Genomic DNA, 13,411 nt, shown 5'->3' on the forward strand with positions numbered 1-13,411 from the left:
CGCTCCATATTCGTATGTCAAATACGTCATAAAATCAGGGGCTTTGTCGTGAGAAATCCTTTTTTTACGTGACTTCTGCTGTTACCCGCAGTTTCACGTCTAATTTGAATAAACCATTTAACGGGGTTCAACATGTCATCCTCTGCCACACACACAGAAGGCCGAACTTTCTTCGGCCACCCTTATCCACTCAGTGCCCTGTTCTTTACCGAAATGTGGGAGCGATTCTCCTTCTACGGTATCCGCCCCCTGCTGATTCTGTTCATGGCCGCGACGGTTTATGACGGGGGAATGGGACTGGCGCGAGAGAATGCGTCAGCCATTGTGGGGATATTTGCTGGTTCGATGTATTTGGCCGCCCTCCCCGGTGGTTGGCTGGCCGACAACTGGCTCGGGCAGCAACGTGCCGTCTGGTACGGGTCGATCTTGATTGCGCTTGGCCACTTATCTATCGCGTTGTCCGCCATCATGGGCAACAGCCTGTTTTTTATCGGCTTAGTGCTGATTGTGCTGGGCTCGGGTCTGTTCAAAACCTGTATATCGGTCATGGTCGGTACGCTCTATAAAGAAGGCGATGCGCGCCGTGATGGCGGTTTCTCCCTGTTTTACATGGGGATCAACATGGGGTCATTCATTGCGCCCCTGATCTCCGGCTGGCTGGTTCGTTCCCACGGTTGGCACTGGGGTTTTGGCATTGGTGGAATCGGTATGCTGGTTGCGCTGCTGATTTTCCGTTTCTACGCAGTCCCTTCCATGAAACGTTATGACCGCGAATTCGGCCTGGATTCCAGCTGGAACAGCCCGATGGTCGTGCGCAAGAATGTCGGACTTTGGGTGACAGCCGTTGCCGCGCTGATTGTCGCGATCTGTGGACTGGTAATGGCCGGTGTCATCGTGATCAAGCCGGTACTGGTTGCCAGCACATTGGTTTATGTCATTGCGGCTTCAGTGACGCTCTATTTTGTTTACCTGTTTGCGTTTGCCGGACTGACCAAAGATGAACGGGCACGGGTACTGGTCTGCTTCATTTTGCTGGTTTCGGCTGCCTTCTTCTGGTCTGCTTTCGAACAAAAACCTACGTCATTCAACCTGTTTGCCAACGATTATACTGACCGTATGCTGGGTGGGTTTGAAATTCCCACCGTCTGGTTCCAGTCGATCAACGCCCTGTTTATCATTATCCTGGCACCGATCTTTAGCTGGTTGTGGCCTGCTCTGGCACGCAATAAAGTCGAATTGAGCAGCATCACCAAATTCGTCATTGGTATTCTGTTTGCTGCATTGGGTTTTGGCCTGATGATGATCGCTTCCCAGCACGTTCTCGCCACCAACGCAGGCGTATCCCCCATGTGGCTGGTAGGAAGTATATTGATGCTGACGCTGGGTGAGCTTTGCCTCAGCCCCATCGGGTTGGCAACCATGACCTTGCTCGCTCCCGCCAAGCTGCGTGGTCAGGTGATGGGATTGTGGTTCTGCGCCAGTTCGCTGGGTAATCTGGCCGCTGGTTTGATCGGTGGACACGTTAAAGCTGACCAATTGGAAAGTCTGCCTGAACTGTTTGCCCGCTGCTCAATCGCGCTGGTGATTTGTGCGGTCGTGCTCTCGCTGTTGATCATCCCTATTCGTCGGATGATGAGCAATACTGGCGACAACAACGCCAACGCGTAAAAAATCACGGGTCGGACATTCTGTTTCGAAGAATTCCGACCCGTACATTTTGCCCCTGAAAACTCCCCCATGTGCGTAATACCGCTCGCTGTGCAGGCATTAGGGCAGGCCCCGCTTTTTATGAATAAAACTAATATAATTCCGAACATAAATTAGTCACTAAATATAAACATTATCGCCTAATAAATAACCAATCTGATTTTTCGAAATTCTATTTACGCCATCGCTATATACTCACAAATATGGGTAAATCTGCGGTAATAGACCTTTAAAATATTCACCGAGAATATCGCTAGTGGCTTTTCATATTTCCTGTTAATGTGCAGAGCCTTTTCAGGCCAGGCAGGCCAAAACCTATCTTTAACAACCAACTTAGCGAGAGCGGGTGTTGCAGCTATTGCACCTACACGTTTAAAACATGACATACGTAAAATCTTTGATTTCTCCCACTTATTTACTTCTTTTTACCGCAGCCGCTTATAGTTCACATGCCTTGGCTGACACCGTTTGGTTGCTCAATGGTGACAAGGTTACGGGCACGGTGACACTTCTGGATAATAATAAACTTTTTGTTAAGACGGATTACGCAGGCACGATCTCTCTTGATTGGAGCAAAGTAAAAACGTTTCAGACCGAGAAAAGTTTAATTGTCAGTCAGGAAAAATATAAAGACAGCGAAATGTTTGCCAATGTAAAGCCCGGGAACATTGGTGAAGTTATTGTCCACAAGGATGGGGTAGATCGCAGCATGCCACTGAGCAGTATCAGTGCGGTCATGGTTCCCAAGCCGATGATTCGCGACTTTAGCTGGAGGGGGAATATTGACGTCGGCCTGTCGCATAAAGACAGCAGCACCCAAACGGATAACTATGACGTCAGCGTCAATACCAATGCCCGTCATGGCACGCTGCGGCATAACCTGAAAGGCGATTACCATTATGAGAAAGATGATGGCATCGTAAGTACCAATAATTATAACGCGGGCTATGCGCTGGATAAATTCGTTAGCTCGCAACTGTTTATTCAGGGTTCTGCGACCTACAAACATGACTGGATCGAAGAGATCAAAGTTAACCAGAGCTACGGTGTCGGTCCGGGTTACCAGTTCTGGGACGATGAATTGGGTGCATTCTCCCTTACCAGCCTGATTAGCCGTCAGAGTTATACCTACCGCGAAGATAATTTGGAACGTGAGAACTTCTATACCTTCGGGGGCAAATGGGCCTACAACAAATATGTCTGGGCCAAGACCGTACAGGTGTTCACCAACGGTTCCATCAGCCGCTCCTTTGATGAAACGTCATCAATGGATTTGGATGCTGAATTGGGGCTGCGCTACAAGCTGACCGATTGGGCATCAATGAACATGAAAGTCACCAGAGACCGCGTAATCAGTGAAAACGGCAGTATTGATGACACGCTGTACACCATGGGTGTGGGTGTTGGCTGGTAATGGGTTGGATCGGACGCAGAAATGCGTCCGATCATGGTCTTAGCCCGCCGCGAGTGGATCCGCTGCGCGAACGTTTATTTGGCAATGAGCCGGAGATTTTGGTTATTACACCGGCGAATCAAGAGAGAGTTTGGCGTAGGTGCAGATTTAAATCTGGTAGTCGAGCACCTGTTGATCAATCTGCTCGGAAAAGACCTTGTCCTTGATTTCAGCCAGCGTCAACGTTGGATTACATAACTGAATAAACTGCCAGGCATAGTTACGTTGTAACTGACTGCGTTTCAACCCGAGCCAAACCGTGTTGGCTTCAAACAGATGTTCCGCATTGAGATACACCAACCCTTGGTCGCGCTGGGTATCTTGCGACACATCAGCCAGAATGCCGACTCCCAACCCCAGCTCAACGTAGGTTTTAATCACATCGGAATCTTGCGCACTGAGGGCAATTTCAGGCGCCAAGCCCGCGACCTGGAACGCATTGTCAACCCGGGAACGGCCAGTGATGCCCTTACGGTAGGTAATGAGGGGCAGCGTGCTGAGTGTTTCCAGCGTGATCTCTTTCTGCGTGGTCAATGGATGCCCTTGGGGAACCACCACCGAATGATGCCATCGATAATAGGGGAAAGCCGCCACCGAATCGTCATTAAACAACCGTTCGCTGGCAATGCCGATATCGGCTTCACCCGAGTGCAACATGGCGGCAATTTCTTCCGGATTACCCTGATTAAGGATCAGACGTACCCGGGGATAGAGTGCGCGGAACTCTTTGATCACTCTTGGCAAGCTGTAACGCGCTTGCGTATGGGTCGTAGCAATATGCAATTGCCCGCTGTCGGTACTGCTGAATACATCGCCCAGACGACGGATGTTTCCCGCATCATTGAGTATTCGCTCTGCCACAACCAGCAACTCCTTACCGGGTTCGGTCATCCCGAGAAGGCGCTTGCCGCGACGGATAAAAATCTCAATTCCCAGTTCTTCTTCCAACTCACGAATATGGCGACTGACACCCGACTGCGAGGTAAACAGCGTATTGGCCACTTCCGTCAGGTTAAATTTACAGCGGGCTGACTCCCGTATAATTTTTAGCTGTTGAAAGTTCACGCTTTGCCTCCCCTATCTCTCTAATTTGAATAACGATATTCATACGGAGGAACAACGGGGGCGACAAATAAGAAAATCTATTTAGTTATTCTTTTTAACACTATGAAATATCTTCAACTTTCCCACAACGTTAAAAATAAAAATTAAACCTTATTATTCATTATGTTAAAGCAAAGTCATCCACAGGCGTAGCATCAACTGCGCCGATTGATGCCGCGCTGAATTGTTATCAGGTTATTAAATATAGAGAACGGATATAACGAATTTCCCGTTATGCCGTTTTTAGGAACGCCGGTTTGGTGGCAGGACGCAGCCGCCAAATCATTACTTCACCTGTTTACGTAACAAATAGATGAAGTAAGGTGCGCCAAAGAACGTCGCCAATAATCCGGCAGGAATCTGATAAGGAAAGATCAGGACGCGGCCACACCAGTCAGCAAATAACATCAGCATTCCGCCGCACAGGCTCGCAATGACCAGTTGCGGGATAGGCCGGTGAAACCCGAGCATTCTGGCAATGTGCGGTGCCATCAGCCCAACGAAACTCAGCGGACCGACGTTAAGCGTTGCTGCCGCAATGAGCATCGCAGCCAAAAGCAGAATGGCCAGCCGAGAGGGTGTCAGCGCCACACCCACCGCGCGGGCGGTGGTACTTCCCAGGGGCAATATGCTCAACCAACGGCGGCAAAATGGGGCCAATAGCAGCAATACAATGGCGATCGCCGCCGTTCTTAGCGCCTGCCCGGCAGTAACGCTGTAGGTTGATCCAGCCAACCAGGTCAAAACACCGCCCATGCGCGGATCGCCACTCGCCAACAAAAGAGTGATGACCGTACCAAACAGCGTGCTGAGTGCAATACCCACCAGCAGTAATCGTCCGGTCGAAAAACCACTTCGCCCTGCCAGCAACGTAATCGCCAGCAGGGTCAACGCCGCCCCCAGACTCCCCGCTGGCAGAAGCCAGACAAAGGCATCGCCCGGTATAATCAGCAGCAGCAAAATCACACCAAAAGCCGCGCCGGAACTGATGCCCAGCACTTCTGGACTGGCCATCGGATTCCCGGTCAGTTTCTGCACCAATGTTCCAGCCGCAGCCAGCATCGCTCCGGCAGAAAGTGCCGCCAGCGCGCGCGGCCAACGCCACGGCAGCAAACCATTGAGTGCGTCACCGGTTACCCAGCGCCACCCTTCGCTATCCCGCCCAAGCATCAATGCCAGCGCGATGCCAACCAACAGAACAGCAAATACGCCGAGAAGCCACGCGGGGGTCAACGTGCGTTCATTCAGCGTCGCGGGCGAATGCATTGACGACGGTTTTGCCCCACTGCGCAAACGCGGCAACAGCCACAGCAGCAGCGGTGCACCGATGAGCGCCGTTGCCGCACCGGTAGGTATTTCCCGCCAGAGTCGGGTCAACAGAATCATGCTCTGATCGCTTAGCCACAGCAGCAATGCACCCAATAAGGTTGAGAGCAGCATACGCGGCAGCAAACGGCGTGCTCCCAGCATTTTCGCCAGCAACGGGGCAAAAAGACCAATGAAACCAATAATACCGGCAGCATTCACCAATTGCGCACTGATCAAAACCGCCAATCCCAACGTAGCCAGTCTGGCGATGCTGAGACCCAACCCCAGATTGCGTGCCACGCCATCGTCCAGCCCCAGCAACGTCAAGGGGCGGATTAGCAACAGCGCGAGCAGAAAACCGATCAGTAATCGTGGCAGCAACAGATTAACGGTCGACCAATCCTGTTGATTCAGCATCCCGCTGCTCCACAGGAACAGTCCCTGCAATCGCTCGTAGTTGAAAAGCGCCAGCAGGCTCTTGATGGCACCGCAATACATGCCAAGCACCAGCCCCGCAAGAATCAGGGTAACCGGTGACAGGCGCTTGCCCCAGGAGACCCCAAATACCACGGCTCCTACGATGACCGCACCCACCAACGATGCCAATTGCCGGGTCAGTTCACCGCCAGGCAAGGTCCACAAAATGGCAATGGTCAAACCAAGTTGCGCACCGGCTGAAATCCCCAACGTAGTGGGTTCTGCCAGGGGATTGCGTAAAACCTGTTGGAACATAACACCCACCAGCCCAAGCCCTGCACCCACCAACAATGACACTACCGTGCGCGGCAACAGGCTGAAATGGAACAGCATTTGGTTTATATCCGTTACCTGCGGGGAGAATGCCGCCTGGAACCAGTCGCCGGGTAACAGTTGCTGGGTAAAATTCCACAGCGTCATTCCACAGGCCAGCAAAGTCAGCGTAGAGATTAGGAGTAAAGGAAGTGGCGCAATGCGGTTCATTGTCCGCGCCCCAGAGCCTGTTCCAACAGGCGGCAGAAACGCATGGTTGACAACGTAGCGCCGTAAAACCATACGGCAGGCAACGTCTGCAATTTATTCTCGCGCACAAAAGGGATCACTTGCCACAACGGAGATCGCACAGCAACATTCAGCAATTGATCACCATGATCGAAATAGAGTGCACGGGCGTGCGGGATTTCAGCCAATCGCTCAATCCCTACCACACTGCTCCCCCAAAAATTGGTCTCACCCTGCCAGGCATTTTCTATCTGCATCATCCGCAGCACGTCATCAAACAGGCTCCCCTTGCCCATCACCAATGCCCTACGGCTGTCGATCAGCGAGAAAAGCAGTACCGGCTCCTTTGCCTCACCCCGTACCCGGCTGGCCGTTTCAGATAGCAGCGTATCAAACTCCTGCAAATGCCGTTGCGCCTGCGCCTGTAACCCCAGCCGCTCCGCCAAATCCCTTACCGCCTGACGGGCAGTTTCCAGCGGTTTGCCACTGCCATCGTTGAAACTAAAGCTCATGGTCGGTGCCAAAACGGACAGCGACGCAGCACTCGGCCCAAACCCTTTGGAGAGTAAAAACAAGGAAGGATTCAGTTGCTGCATCAATTCAATATTGGGTTCAATCCGATGGCCGACGTCAATGACCGTCGAAGGCAACGCCGGTTCTGCAACCCAACGATGGTAATTCGGGATATCTGCCACCGCCAGCGGGACAACGCCAAGCGCCAGCAACAGCTCGGTAGGTCGCCATTCCAAAGAGATGATCCGGCGCAAATCGGGAGGCACATTGCTGTGGCTTATCAAGGGGAACCACAACGGTGACAGTACCAACGCCTGTAACATTCGGCGGCGGCGGTGATCCAAAGGCGGTGTAAACATGGTGATAATGAGCTCTGGCGTGGTCGCATTATTGATGCGAACAAAATTTTCCCATAGGCAACGATCGTTTGTCACAGCCGAGTTGGCGTGCTTCCAATCAATGCAAGAATATTAATAATTATCATTCTGACTCGTGTTGCCTATTATGCGGATGCGCAATCCGACTGCAACCAATTTTGCTGGGAAAATGCGGGATAAGGGAAAGAAATCAGCATATTGACGGAACAGAAAGGATGATCTTGAATGCAGTGACAGCAGCCAGGAACATTTTATCGCGTCAGGCAAGGGTTATCCTGACGCGATAACGACGTAAAGGGCCTCAGCGTGCCTGGCTATCGGGGTCGCAATTATCAGCGTTGGCTGCCTTTTGTAAAAGACGCACCTGATCAACCAATTCATGCAGGCAATCATCCTGCATACCATGGTTTCGCAGCTCCTGCTCCAGCGCAAACAGATATTGGGCGTTGGTACCCAACGGGCCACTGGCATTGGCGATCAACGGGGCAATCACCTGATAACGGGTATCAGCTTCAAATAAGGGGTGTGCGGAATCCATGATAAAGACCAACGCCGTCACCTGTTGCCCCGACACCAGCGTGAGCTCGCACCAGGTAGGCACATAGCAACCGGTCAGCATTTCGCGCTTCCACAGCAGTTCCAGCTCTTCACGCAACTTTTCTTCCGGCAGACGAAAGGCCAGACCGGTGGTTTTTCCGCCCTCTTTCAGCGCCAGCATGCGCCCCGGTTGGCTGTGCGTTCCACGCCCGGCGGTCAGCCGCAAACAAAATGCGCGGTGCCAACCAAACAGTGTGGCAGGCTGCACTTCTTCTGAATCAAAAACCGGATTCCACATCAGGGAACCGTAACCAAAGATCCATACTGGACTGTTGTCTGGTCGACGTCGCAACGTGCAGTCAAGTGACGCAGAACGTTGCTCAGGTGACAATAACAGCGACTCTTCAATGGTACCAAAAGCTGTTTTGCAATCTGCATTTTGCAGAAAATCTCGTGTTATCACCTGTAACTACCCCCAATAAGTCGCTGGATATAACTCCCTGACGCGAACTAAAGAACCATAATGTCTTCAAAAAATATTCACAAAAATGATAGATTCAATGAGGGTTTCAAAATCCTTACATTGACCACGTTGATAGATTAAACATTATTCGTTTCTGGGCTTGCAATCAAGTTTGAAGTGGATCACAAAACAAAATATTACCAATATTTGACAAGTTTCTAAAAAATTAGACTCGTTCAAAGAGCTTTCAGCACGAAAATAGGCAAGGTGAGGATCGGGAAATAATTACAATCCCCCTTCTGCGACACATGGAAGAGTGGGTGATAGCTCATTAAAAAGCTATTGCATGAGAACAGGCGGCGGGATTTACCCGCCGGGGAGAGGTCAATGTGGATCGCATTTTGATACTGACGCGTTAAGGTGGAAATCAGGCCCCTACTTCGGGTGCCATTTGTCATCCTCCCCTTTCTTATAAGTGTGCTTAACCGCCGCCCAGGCAACTTTATGGGCAGTCTCTTCGCGGGAATCGTCCCCACGTCGATCGTCGCTGTCTTTATATTCGTCCCACGCGCTGTTGAAGGCTTCCTTATAGATATCCTGCGCGTGGGCAGGAAGCACATTCTTTACGTTATCGGGTAACGACGCACGCGATTTATAAGGCATGTTCTCATCTCCTGTCCCAGATTTTGAGCTCACAACGTATAAATAAGCCTAGAACAACATGCCATCAGCCGCCATAAAATGAGGACGTTTATCCGAGTAAAAAACCCGTTATAACACAGGGAAATACCTCATATTTATTGTTATACAAATCTAAGCCTCATAAGTTGATATTTATGATTTTTAAACATTAAATATCAATGAAAAGCGACAAATAGAATAGCCAACAATGAGCAAAACGAACCACATCCTGGATGACATAGCAAATTTTTATGTCCAATGTTATGAGCAAAATCGCGCTATATGGTAAAAATAAGTAAATTGACAACGTGTCAACATGAAAAATTTGCTAATGTAGCCCCTATTTTGCAAGGAAATACTATACTTAGCGCCATGTGACTGCACCCGTTATCACTCAGTGCAGCTCTCTTTTCGCGAAGAATTCGTGAGTTTTAGAAGGAGAATGACCATTATAAAGTCTCATCAGGAACCAGGCGGTTCCAAGTCCCGTCATAAAGAATACTCACTATTTTTACCTATTATCGCCCTTGGTGTATTGATCATCTGGGGTAACACCAGCAATTTCCCCGCCATTATTGCCATCAATCTATTGGCCTTGGTGGGTATTCTCAGCAGCGCATTCAGCGTTGTCCGCCATGCCGACGTGCTGGCACATCGCCTGGGTGAGCCCTACGGCTCCCTGATTCTGAGCCTGTCGGTGGTGATACTTGAAGTCAGCCTGATTTCTGCCCTGATGGCAACGGGTGACGCCGCACCAGCACTGATGCGCGATACGCTGTATTCGATCATTATGATTGTCTCTGCCGGACTGGTCGGTGTGGCTTTGCTGTTGGGCGGGAGAAAATTTGCCACGCAATACGTGAATCTCGCTGGGATCAAACAGTATTTAATGGCTATTTTCCCTTTGGCCGTGATTGTCCTGGTTCTGCCGGCAGCGCTGCCGAACGGTAATTTCACCACGGCACAGGCATTGGTCGTCGCATTGATTTCCGCAGCGATGTATGGGGTATTTTTGTTGATTCAAACCAAAACCCACCAGAGTCTGTTTGTGTATGAGCATGAAGATGAGGGCGACGATCCGCATCACGGCAAACCCTCCTCACATAGCAGCCTCTGGCATACCCTCTGGTTATTGGTACATTTGGTGGCTGTGATTGCGGTGACCAAATTTAATGCAAATCCCTTGGAAAGCCTGCTTACCGAGATGAACGCACCTGCGCAGTTTACCGGTTTCCTGGTCGCACTGTTGATCTTGTCACCCGAAGGTTTGGGGGCAATGAAAGCGGTTTTGAACAATCAGGTTCAGCGCGCAATGAATCTGTTTTTTGGTTCGGTGTTAGCAACGATTTCCCTGACGGTACCTACCGTGACAGTGATTGCCACGCTCACCGGACAGACGCTGATATTCGGCCTTGAGTCACCGCATATGGTGGTAATGCTCACCGTGCTGATGCTCTGCCATATCTCGTTCTCTACCGGCAGAACCAACGTGCTCAATGGCACCGCGCATCTGGCTGTTTTCGGCGCCTATCTCCTGACGATTTTCCTGTGATATTTTTCCTTTCATAATAATCGAGTAGTAGGCGGGATCACTCCCGCCTCAGACTACGCAGCAAGGATGTGCTGAATAGCCAGAAACATTGGAACCGCCCCATAAGCATTCGGTGGTTCATTAAGTTCCACAAACCCCAAGCGGGCATAAAAATTAACCGCCGCTGGAGCTGCATCCAGATACACCCCTTTAATAGGAAGTGATTCATGGATAAGTTTTACTTGCTCAAAAAACACAAGGAGCAAATCTTGTCCGTAGCCTTTTTTCTGTTCTTTCGTGACTACGCCTAACATAATCAGGCGAACGACACTTATGTCATTTGGCACTGAACCAGTTACCACTCCCGCTAACTTCGCCTTATCGAGAGAGTAGCCAGAAAATGTACATACGCCTAATAACTCACCCGATTTTGAATCAATCAACGCCTTGGCTGCACAATAACCATCTTTTACGCCCTTCTTTAGCGAACCGCGCACATAGGCGTTGATCACACTGTTGCCGCAATCGAAATTCTTATTACCCGGGTAAGTGATATCTGCTTGATATGCACAAACCATTACATGTTGCTGCTCACTTAGTGTATCCACCATCTTTCTTTCTCCTCATTAACGCTTGTAAAGCCAGCGTTGGTGTAGCAGGTTCAGAAAGGAGTTGATTTACTTGCTGCCAACTTTGTGAAGAAAGCTGGCGGCGACGCTGGTTGTCCAGCACGCTTTCCGCTCGTTCCAAAGCTGCATTCAAGATAAATGCACTCAAATCTAATCCTGTGGCAGCAGCCGCTTCACGAAGTACATTTTTTAAGTCGGGGCTCGTTTTTAGTTCAACCCTGGCATTTTTTACACACCGAACTTCTGTAGGAAACTCAGTTACTTTAGACATAGTTACTACCTCGCTTTCGCTTTTTAATTTGCCAACATCTCCTTCTATGAGTGTTAAAATATGCATCTAAATCTATTTAGATTGAATACGTTAGCGGTAAATTTCATTGTTAATCTCCAGTTTTTTGATACTCATGGGCGTGTTTCTTACGCCATCTCATTTAGGCCGTTTCCCAATCGACCGGGTGTTCATTTCTCATTCATTCCGCATACGGCTATCAACCGTATGACCATAATCTACTCTAAGGAGAATGCTTAGTCAAGCCATACGGCTATTAGCCGTATGGTGAGAACCACCTGCTCTTATGATTTTATCAGTCAATTTGTTCCACTTTTTTTGTATACGCAGCGAAGACAATCAGCACTGCATTGACGATAAACTCCATGGTAAGTACGCCAAGAGATGTAAACTACGGAATGCGCCACGTAGACGCCCAGAAGGTCACAGCGGCAGGTATCAGATAAAGCAAAGGCCGCGTTCGCGGCCTTTGTCTTCATTACGGTTATCGGTTGGCTATCAGGAATAGGCATTCAGCGTACGTTGGCATAATACCGAGCGCACGCAGTCGTCTTTATTAAAACGAATAATGCCGATCATCTCATCTTCCTTAAAGCGTTCAAGTGCATCACTTAATCCCGATTTTACTCCGCGGGGTAGATCGCATTGGGTTATATCGCCATTCACAATAACAGTGACGTTTTCACCCAATCGCGTCAGGAACATTTTCATTTGGCTGGCGGTAACATTCTGCGCCTCATCAAGAATCACTACCGCATTTTCAAAAGTGCGCCCGCGCATATAAGCGAAAGGTGCAATTTCTACTTTACCTATTTCTGGTCGCAGGCAATATTGCAGGAATGAAGAGCCTAAACGACGCAGCAAAATGTCATAGACCGGGCGGAAATACGGCGCAAACTTTTCCGCCACATCGCCAGGAAGGAAACCGAGATCTTCATCGGCCTGCAATACTGGGCGGGTAACAATTATCCTATCGACCTCTTTATGAATTAACGCCTCCGCTGCCTTGGCTGTACTAATAAAGGTTTTGCCACAACCCGCTTCTCCTGTCGCGAAGATGAGTTGTTTATTCTCTATGGCGAGTAAGTAATGACCTTGAGCTTCCGTTCGCGCTTCGATATGGGAGGTATCACGGCTATCACGTGCCATACCGATGGATTCAACACCGCCCATTTGAACCAGGGAGGTGACCGTTTCTTCTTCACGTTGACGATGACTACGCGTATCACGCCTAATCACACGTTTCGCTTCACGACGAGCTTTGATCACTGCTTTTTGTCTTCCCATTTTGGCACCTTACAGTTTGTTTCACCTACCGCGGGGTTTTTAGGCCATCAGCGATTTAACAATATCCAGGATTCACATACAGATGAGGTTGGTCCCCTTTCAGACCTTGTGGAGCCAATGAAAAATGCGAACCAGAGAATTGACCGACAGAAAAAACCTGTCTGGTTAATTGTTGTTCGCATGGAGTCCTATTTGAGAATAAGCCGCCATCCTTTAAAACGGATAACGTAGGAGTGGATAACCAGTGGGACAAAGAGAGAGAGTTAACAACAATTGGAGGGGTGAGGACATCACCCTCATAAACATTTTCAGAGGGAGAGTGACAACTATTTTTTGGTACCAGACCAAATCTGGATTCACTCATTAGCGATCCTCGCAGTGATATATTACAGCACCAGGCTGTACACCGTGTGAAACTACCGCCAGCTAATTACAGTATAATGACAGTGTTAATAAATGCGTTAGTAAAATGTAAAAAAAGATTATTCCCAATCCCATTCGTCTATTTTTTCACCGCATTCACACTGCCCATCGCCGCAATTACAGTAGCTCCT

The 13,411-nt window shown here is 49.5% G+C and carries 11 protein-coding genes; 3 read left to right on the forward strand and 8 right to left on the reverse strand.

The features are described 5' to 3' along the window. Window positions 1-132 precede the first annotated feature (132 nt). Window positions 133-1,668 carry a peptide MFS transporter gene (locus tag DRI82_RS10305; RefSeq protein ID WP_114193418.1) on the forward strand — a complete coding sequence of 512 codons (1,536 nt, stop codon included), beginning with the start codon at window positions 133-135 and terminating at the stop codon, window positions 1,666-1,668. A 418-nt stretch (window positions 1,669-2,086) separates the two neighbouring features. Next, a complete protein-coding gene (locus tag DRI82_RS10310; RefSeq protein ID WP_114193419.1) occupies window positions 2,087-3,121 on the forward strand; it encodes a DUF481 domain-containing protein in 1,035 nt (344 codons plus the stop codon). 147 nt (window positions 3,122-3,268) lie between these two features. Here DRI82_RS10310 and cbl read toward each other — a convergent pair whose 3' ends face one another. The 5 genes from cbl to chaB form a co-directional block, all read right to left on the reverse strand. Next, window positions 3,269-4,225, reverse strand: a complete 957-nt coding sequence (gene cbl, locus DRI82_RS10315) for an HTH-type transcriptional regulator Cbl (RefSeq protein WP_114193420.1) — start codon at window positions 4,223-4,225, stop codon at window positions 3,269-3,271. A gap of 324 nt (window positions 4,226-4,549) precedes the next feature. Next, a complete protein-coding gene (gene fhuB / locus DRI82_RS10320; protein WP_114193421.1) occupies window positions 4,550-6,532 on the reverse strand; it encodes a Fe(3+)-hydroxamate ABC transporter permease FhuB in 1,983 nt (660 codons plus the stop codon). Beyond that, window positions 6,529-7,422, reverse strand: coding sequence for a Fe(3+)-hydroxamate ABC transporter substrate-binding protein FhuD (gene fhuD / locus DRI82_RS10325; protein ID WP_114193422.1), 894 nt, complete (start codon window positions 7,420-7,422; stop codon window positions 6,529-6,531). Before fhuD ends, fhuB begins: the two co-directional genes overlap by 4 nt. 319 nt (window positions 7,423-7,741) lie before the next feature. Beyond that, the gene (locus tag DRI82_RS10330; protein ID WP_114193423.1) at window positions 7,742-8,440 is read right to left on the reverse strand and encodes a gamma-glutamylcyclotransferase; all 699 of its coding nucleotides are present in this window, start codon (window positions 8,438-8,440) and stop codon (window positions 7,742-7,744) included. 435 nt (window positions 8,441-8,875) lie between these two features. Continuing rightward, window positions 8,876-9,103: a putative cation transport regulator ChaB gene (chaB, locus tag DRI82_RS10335; protein WP_114193424.1), complete on the reverse strand. Its 228-nt coding sequence runs from the start codon at window positions 9,101-9,103 to the stop codon at window positions 8,876-8,878. A gap of 469 nt (window positions 9,104-9,572) precedes the next feature. Here chaB and chaA point away from each other — a divergent pair, with 469 nt between their 5' ends. Then, window positions 9,573-10,673 (forward strand): sodium-potassium/proton antiporter ChaA, encoded by a 1,101-nt coding sequence (gene chaA / locus DRI82_RS10340; RefSeq protein ID WP_114193684.1) that lies wholly within the window; start codon window positions 9,573-9,575, stop codon window positions 10,671-10,673. Window positions 10,674-10,726: 53 nt separating this feature from the next. Here the strand turns inward: chaA and DRI82_RS10345 are convergent, their stop codons facing one another. The 3 genes from DRI82_RS10345 to phoH all read right to left on the reverse strand — a co-directional run bounded on the left by DRI82_RS10345 (window position 10,727) and on the right by phoH (window position 12,857). After that, window positions 10,727-11,263, reverse strand: coding sequence for a GNAT family N-acetyltransferase (locus DRI82_RS10345; RefSeq protein ID WP_114193425.1), 537 nt, complete (start codon window positions 11,261-11,263; stop codon window positions 10,727-10,729). Next, window positions 11,244-11,552 carry a type II toxin-antitoxin system TacA family antitoxin gene (locus DRI82_RS10350; protein ID WP_114193686.1) on the reverse strand — a complete coding sequence of 103 codons (309 nt, stop codon included), beginning with the start codon at window positions 11,550-11,552 and terminating at the stop codon, window positions 11,244-11,246. The genes DRI82_RS10345 and DRI82_RS10350 overlap by 20 nt, the downstream gene beginning before the upstream one ends. 516 nt (window positions 11,553-12,068) lie before the next feature. Continuing rightward, window positions 12,069-12,857 carry a phosphate starvation-inducible protein PhoH gene (phoH, locus tag DRI82_RS10355; protein ID WP_114193426.1) on the reverse strand — a complete coding sequence of 263 codons (789 nt, stop codon included), beginning with the start codon at window positions 12,855-12,857 and terminating at the stop codon, window positions 12,069-12,071. Between the last annotated feature and the right edge of the window lie 554 nt (window positions 12,858-13,411).

Source organism: Edaphovirga cremea, assembly GCF_003332275.1.
Classification (GTDB): domain Bacteria; phylum Pseudomonadota; class Gammaproteobacteria; order Enterobacterales; family Enterobacteriaceae; genus Edaphovirga; species Edaphovirga cremea.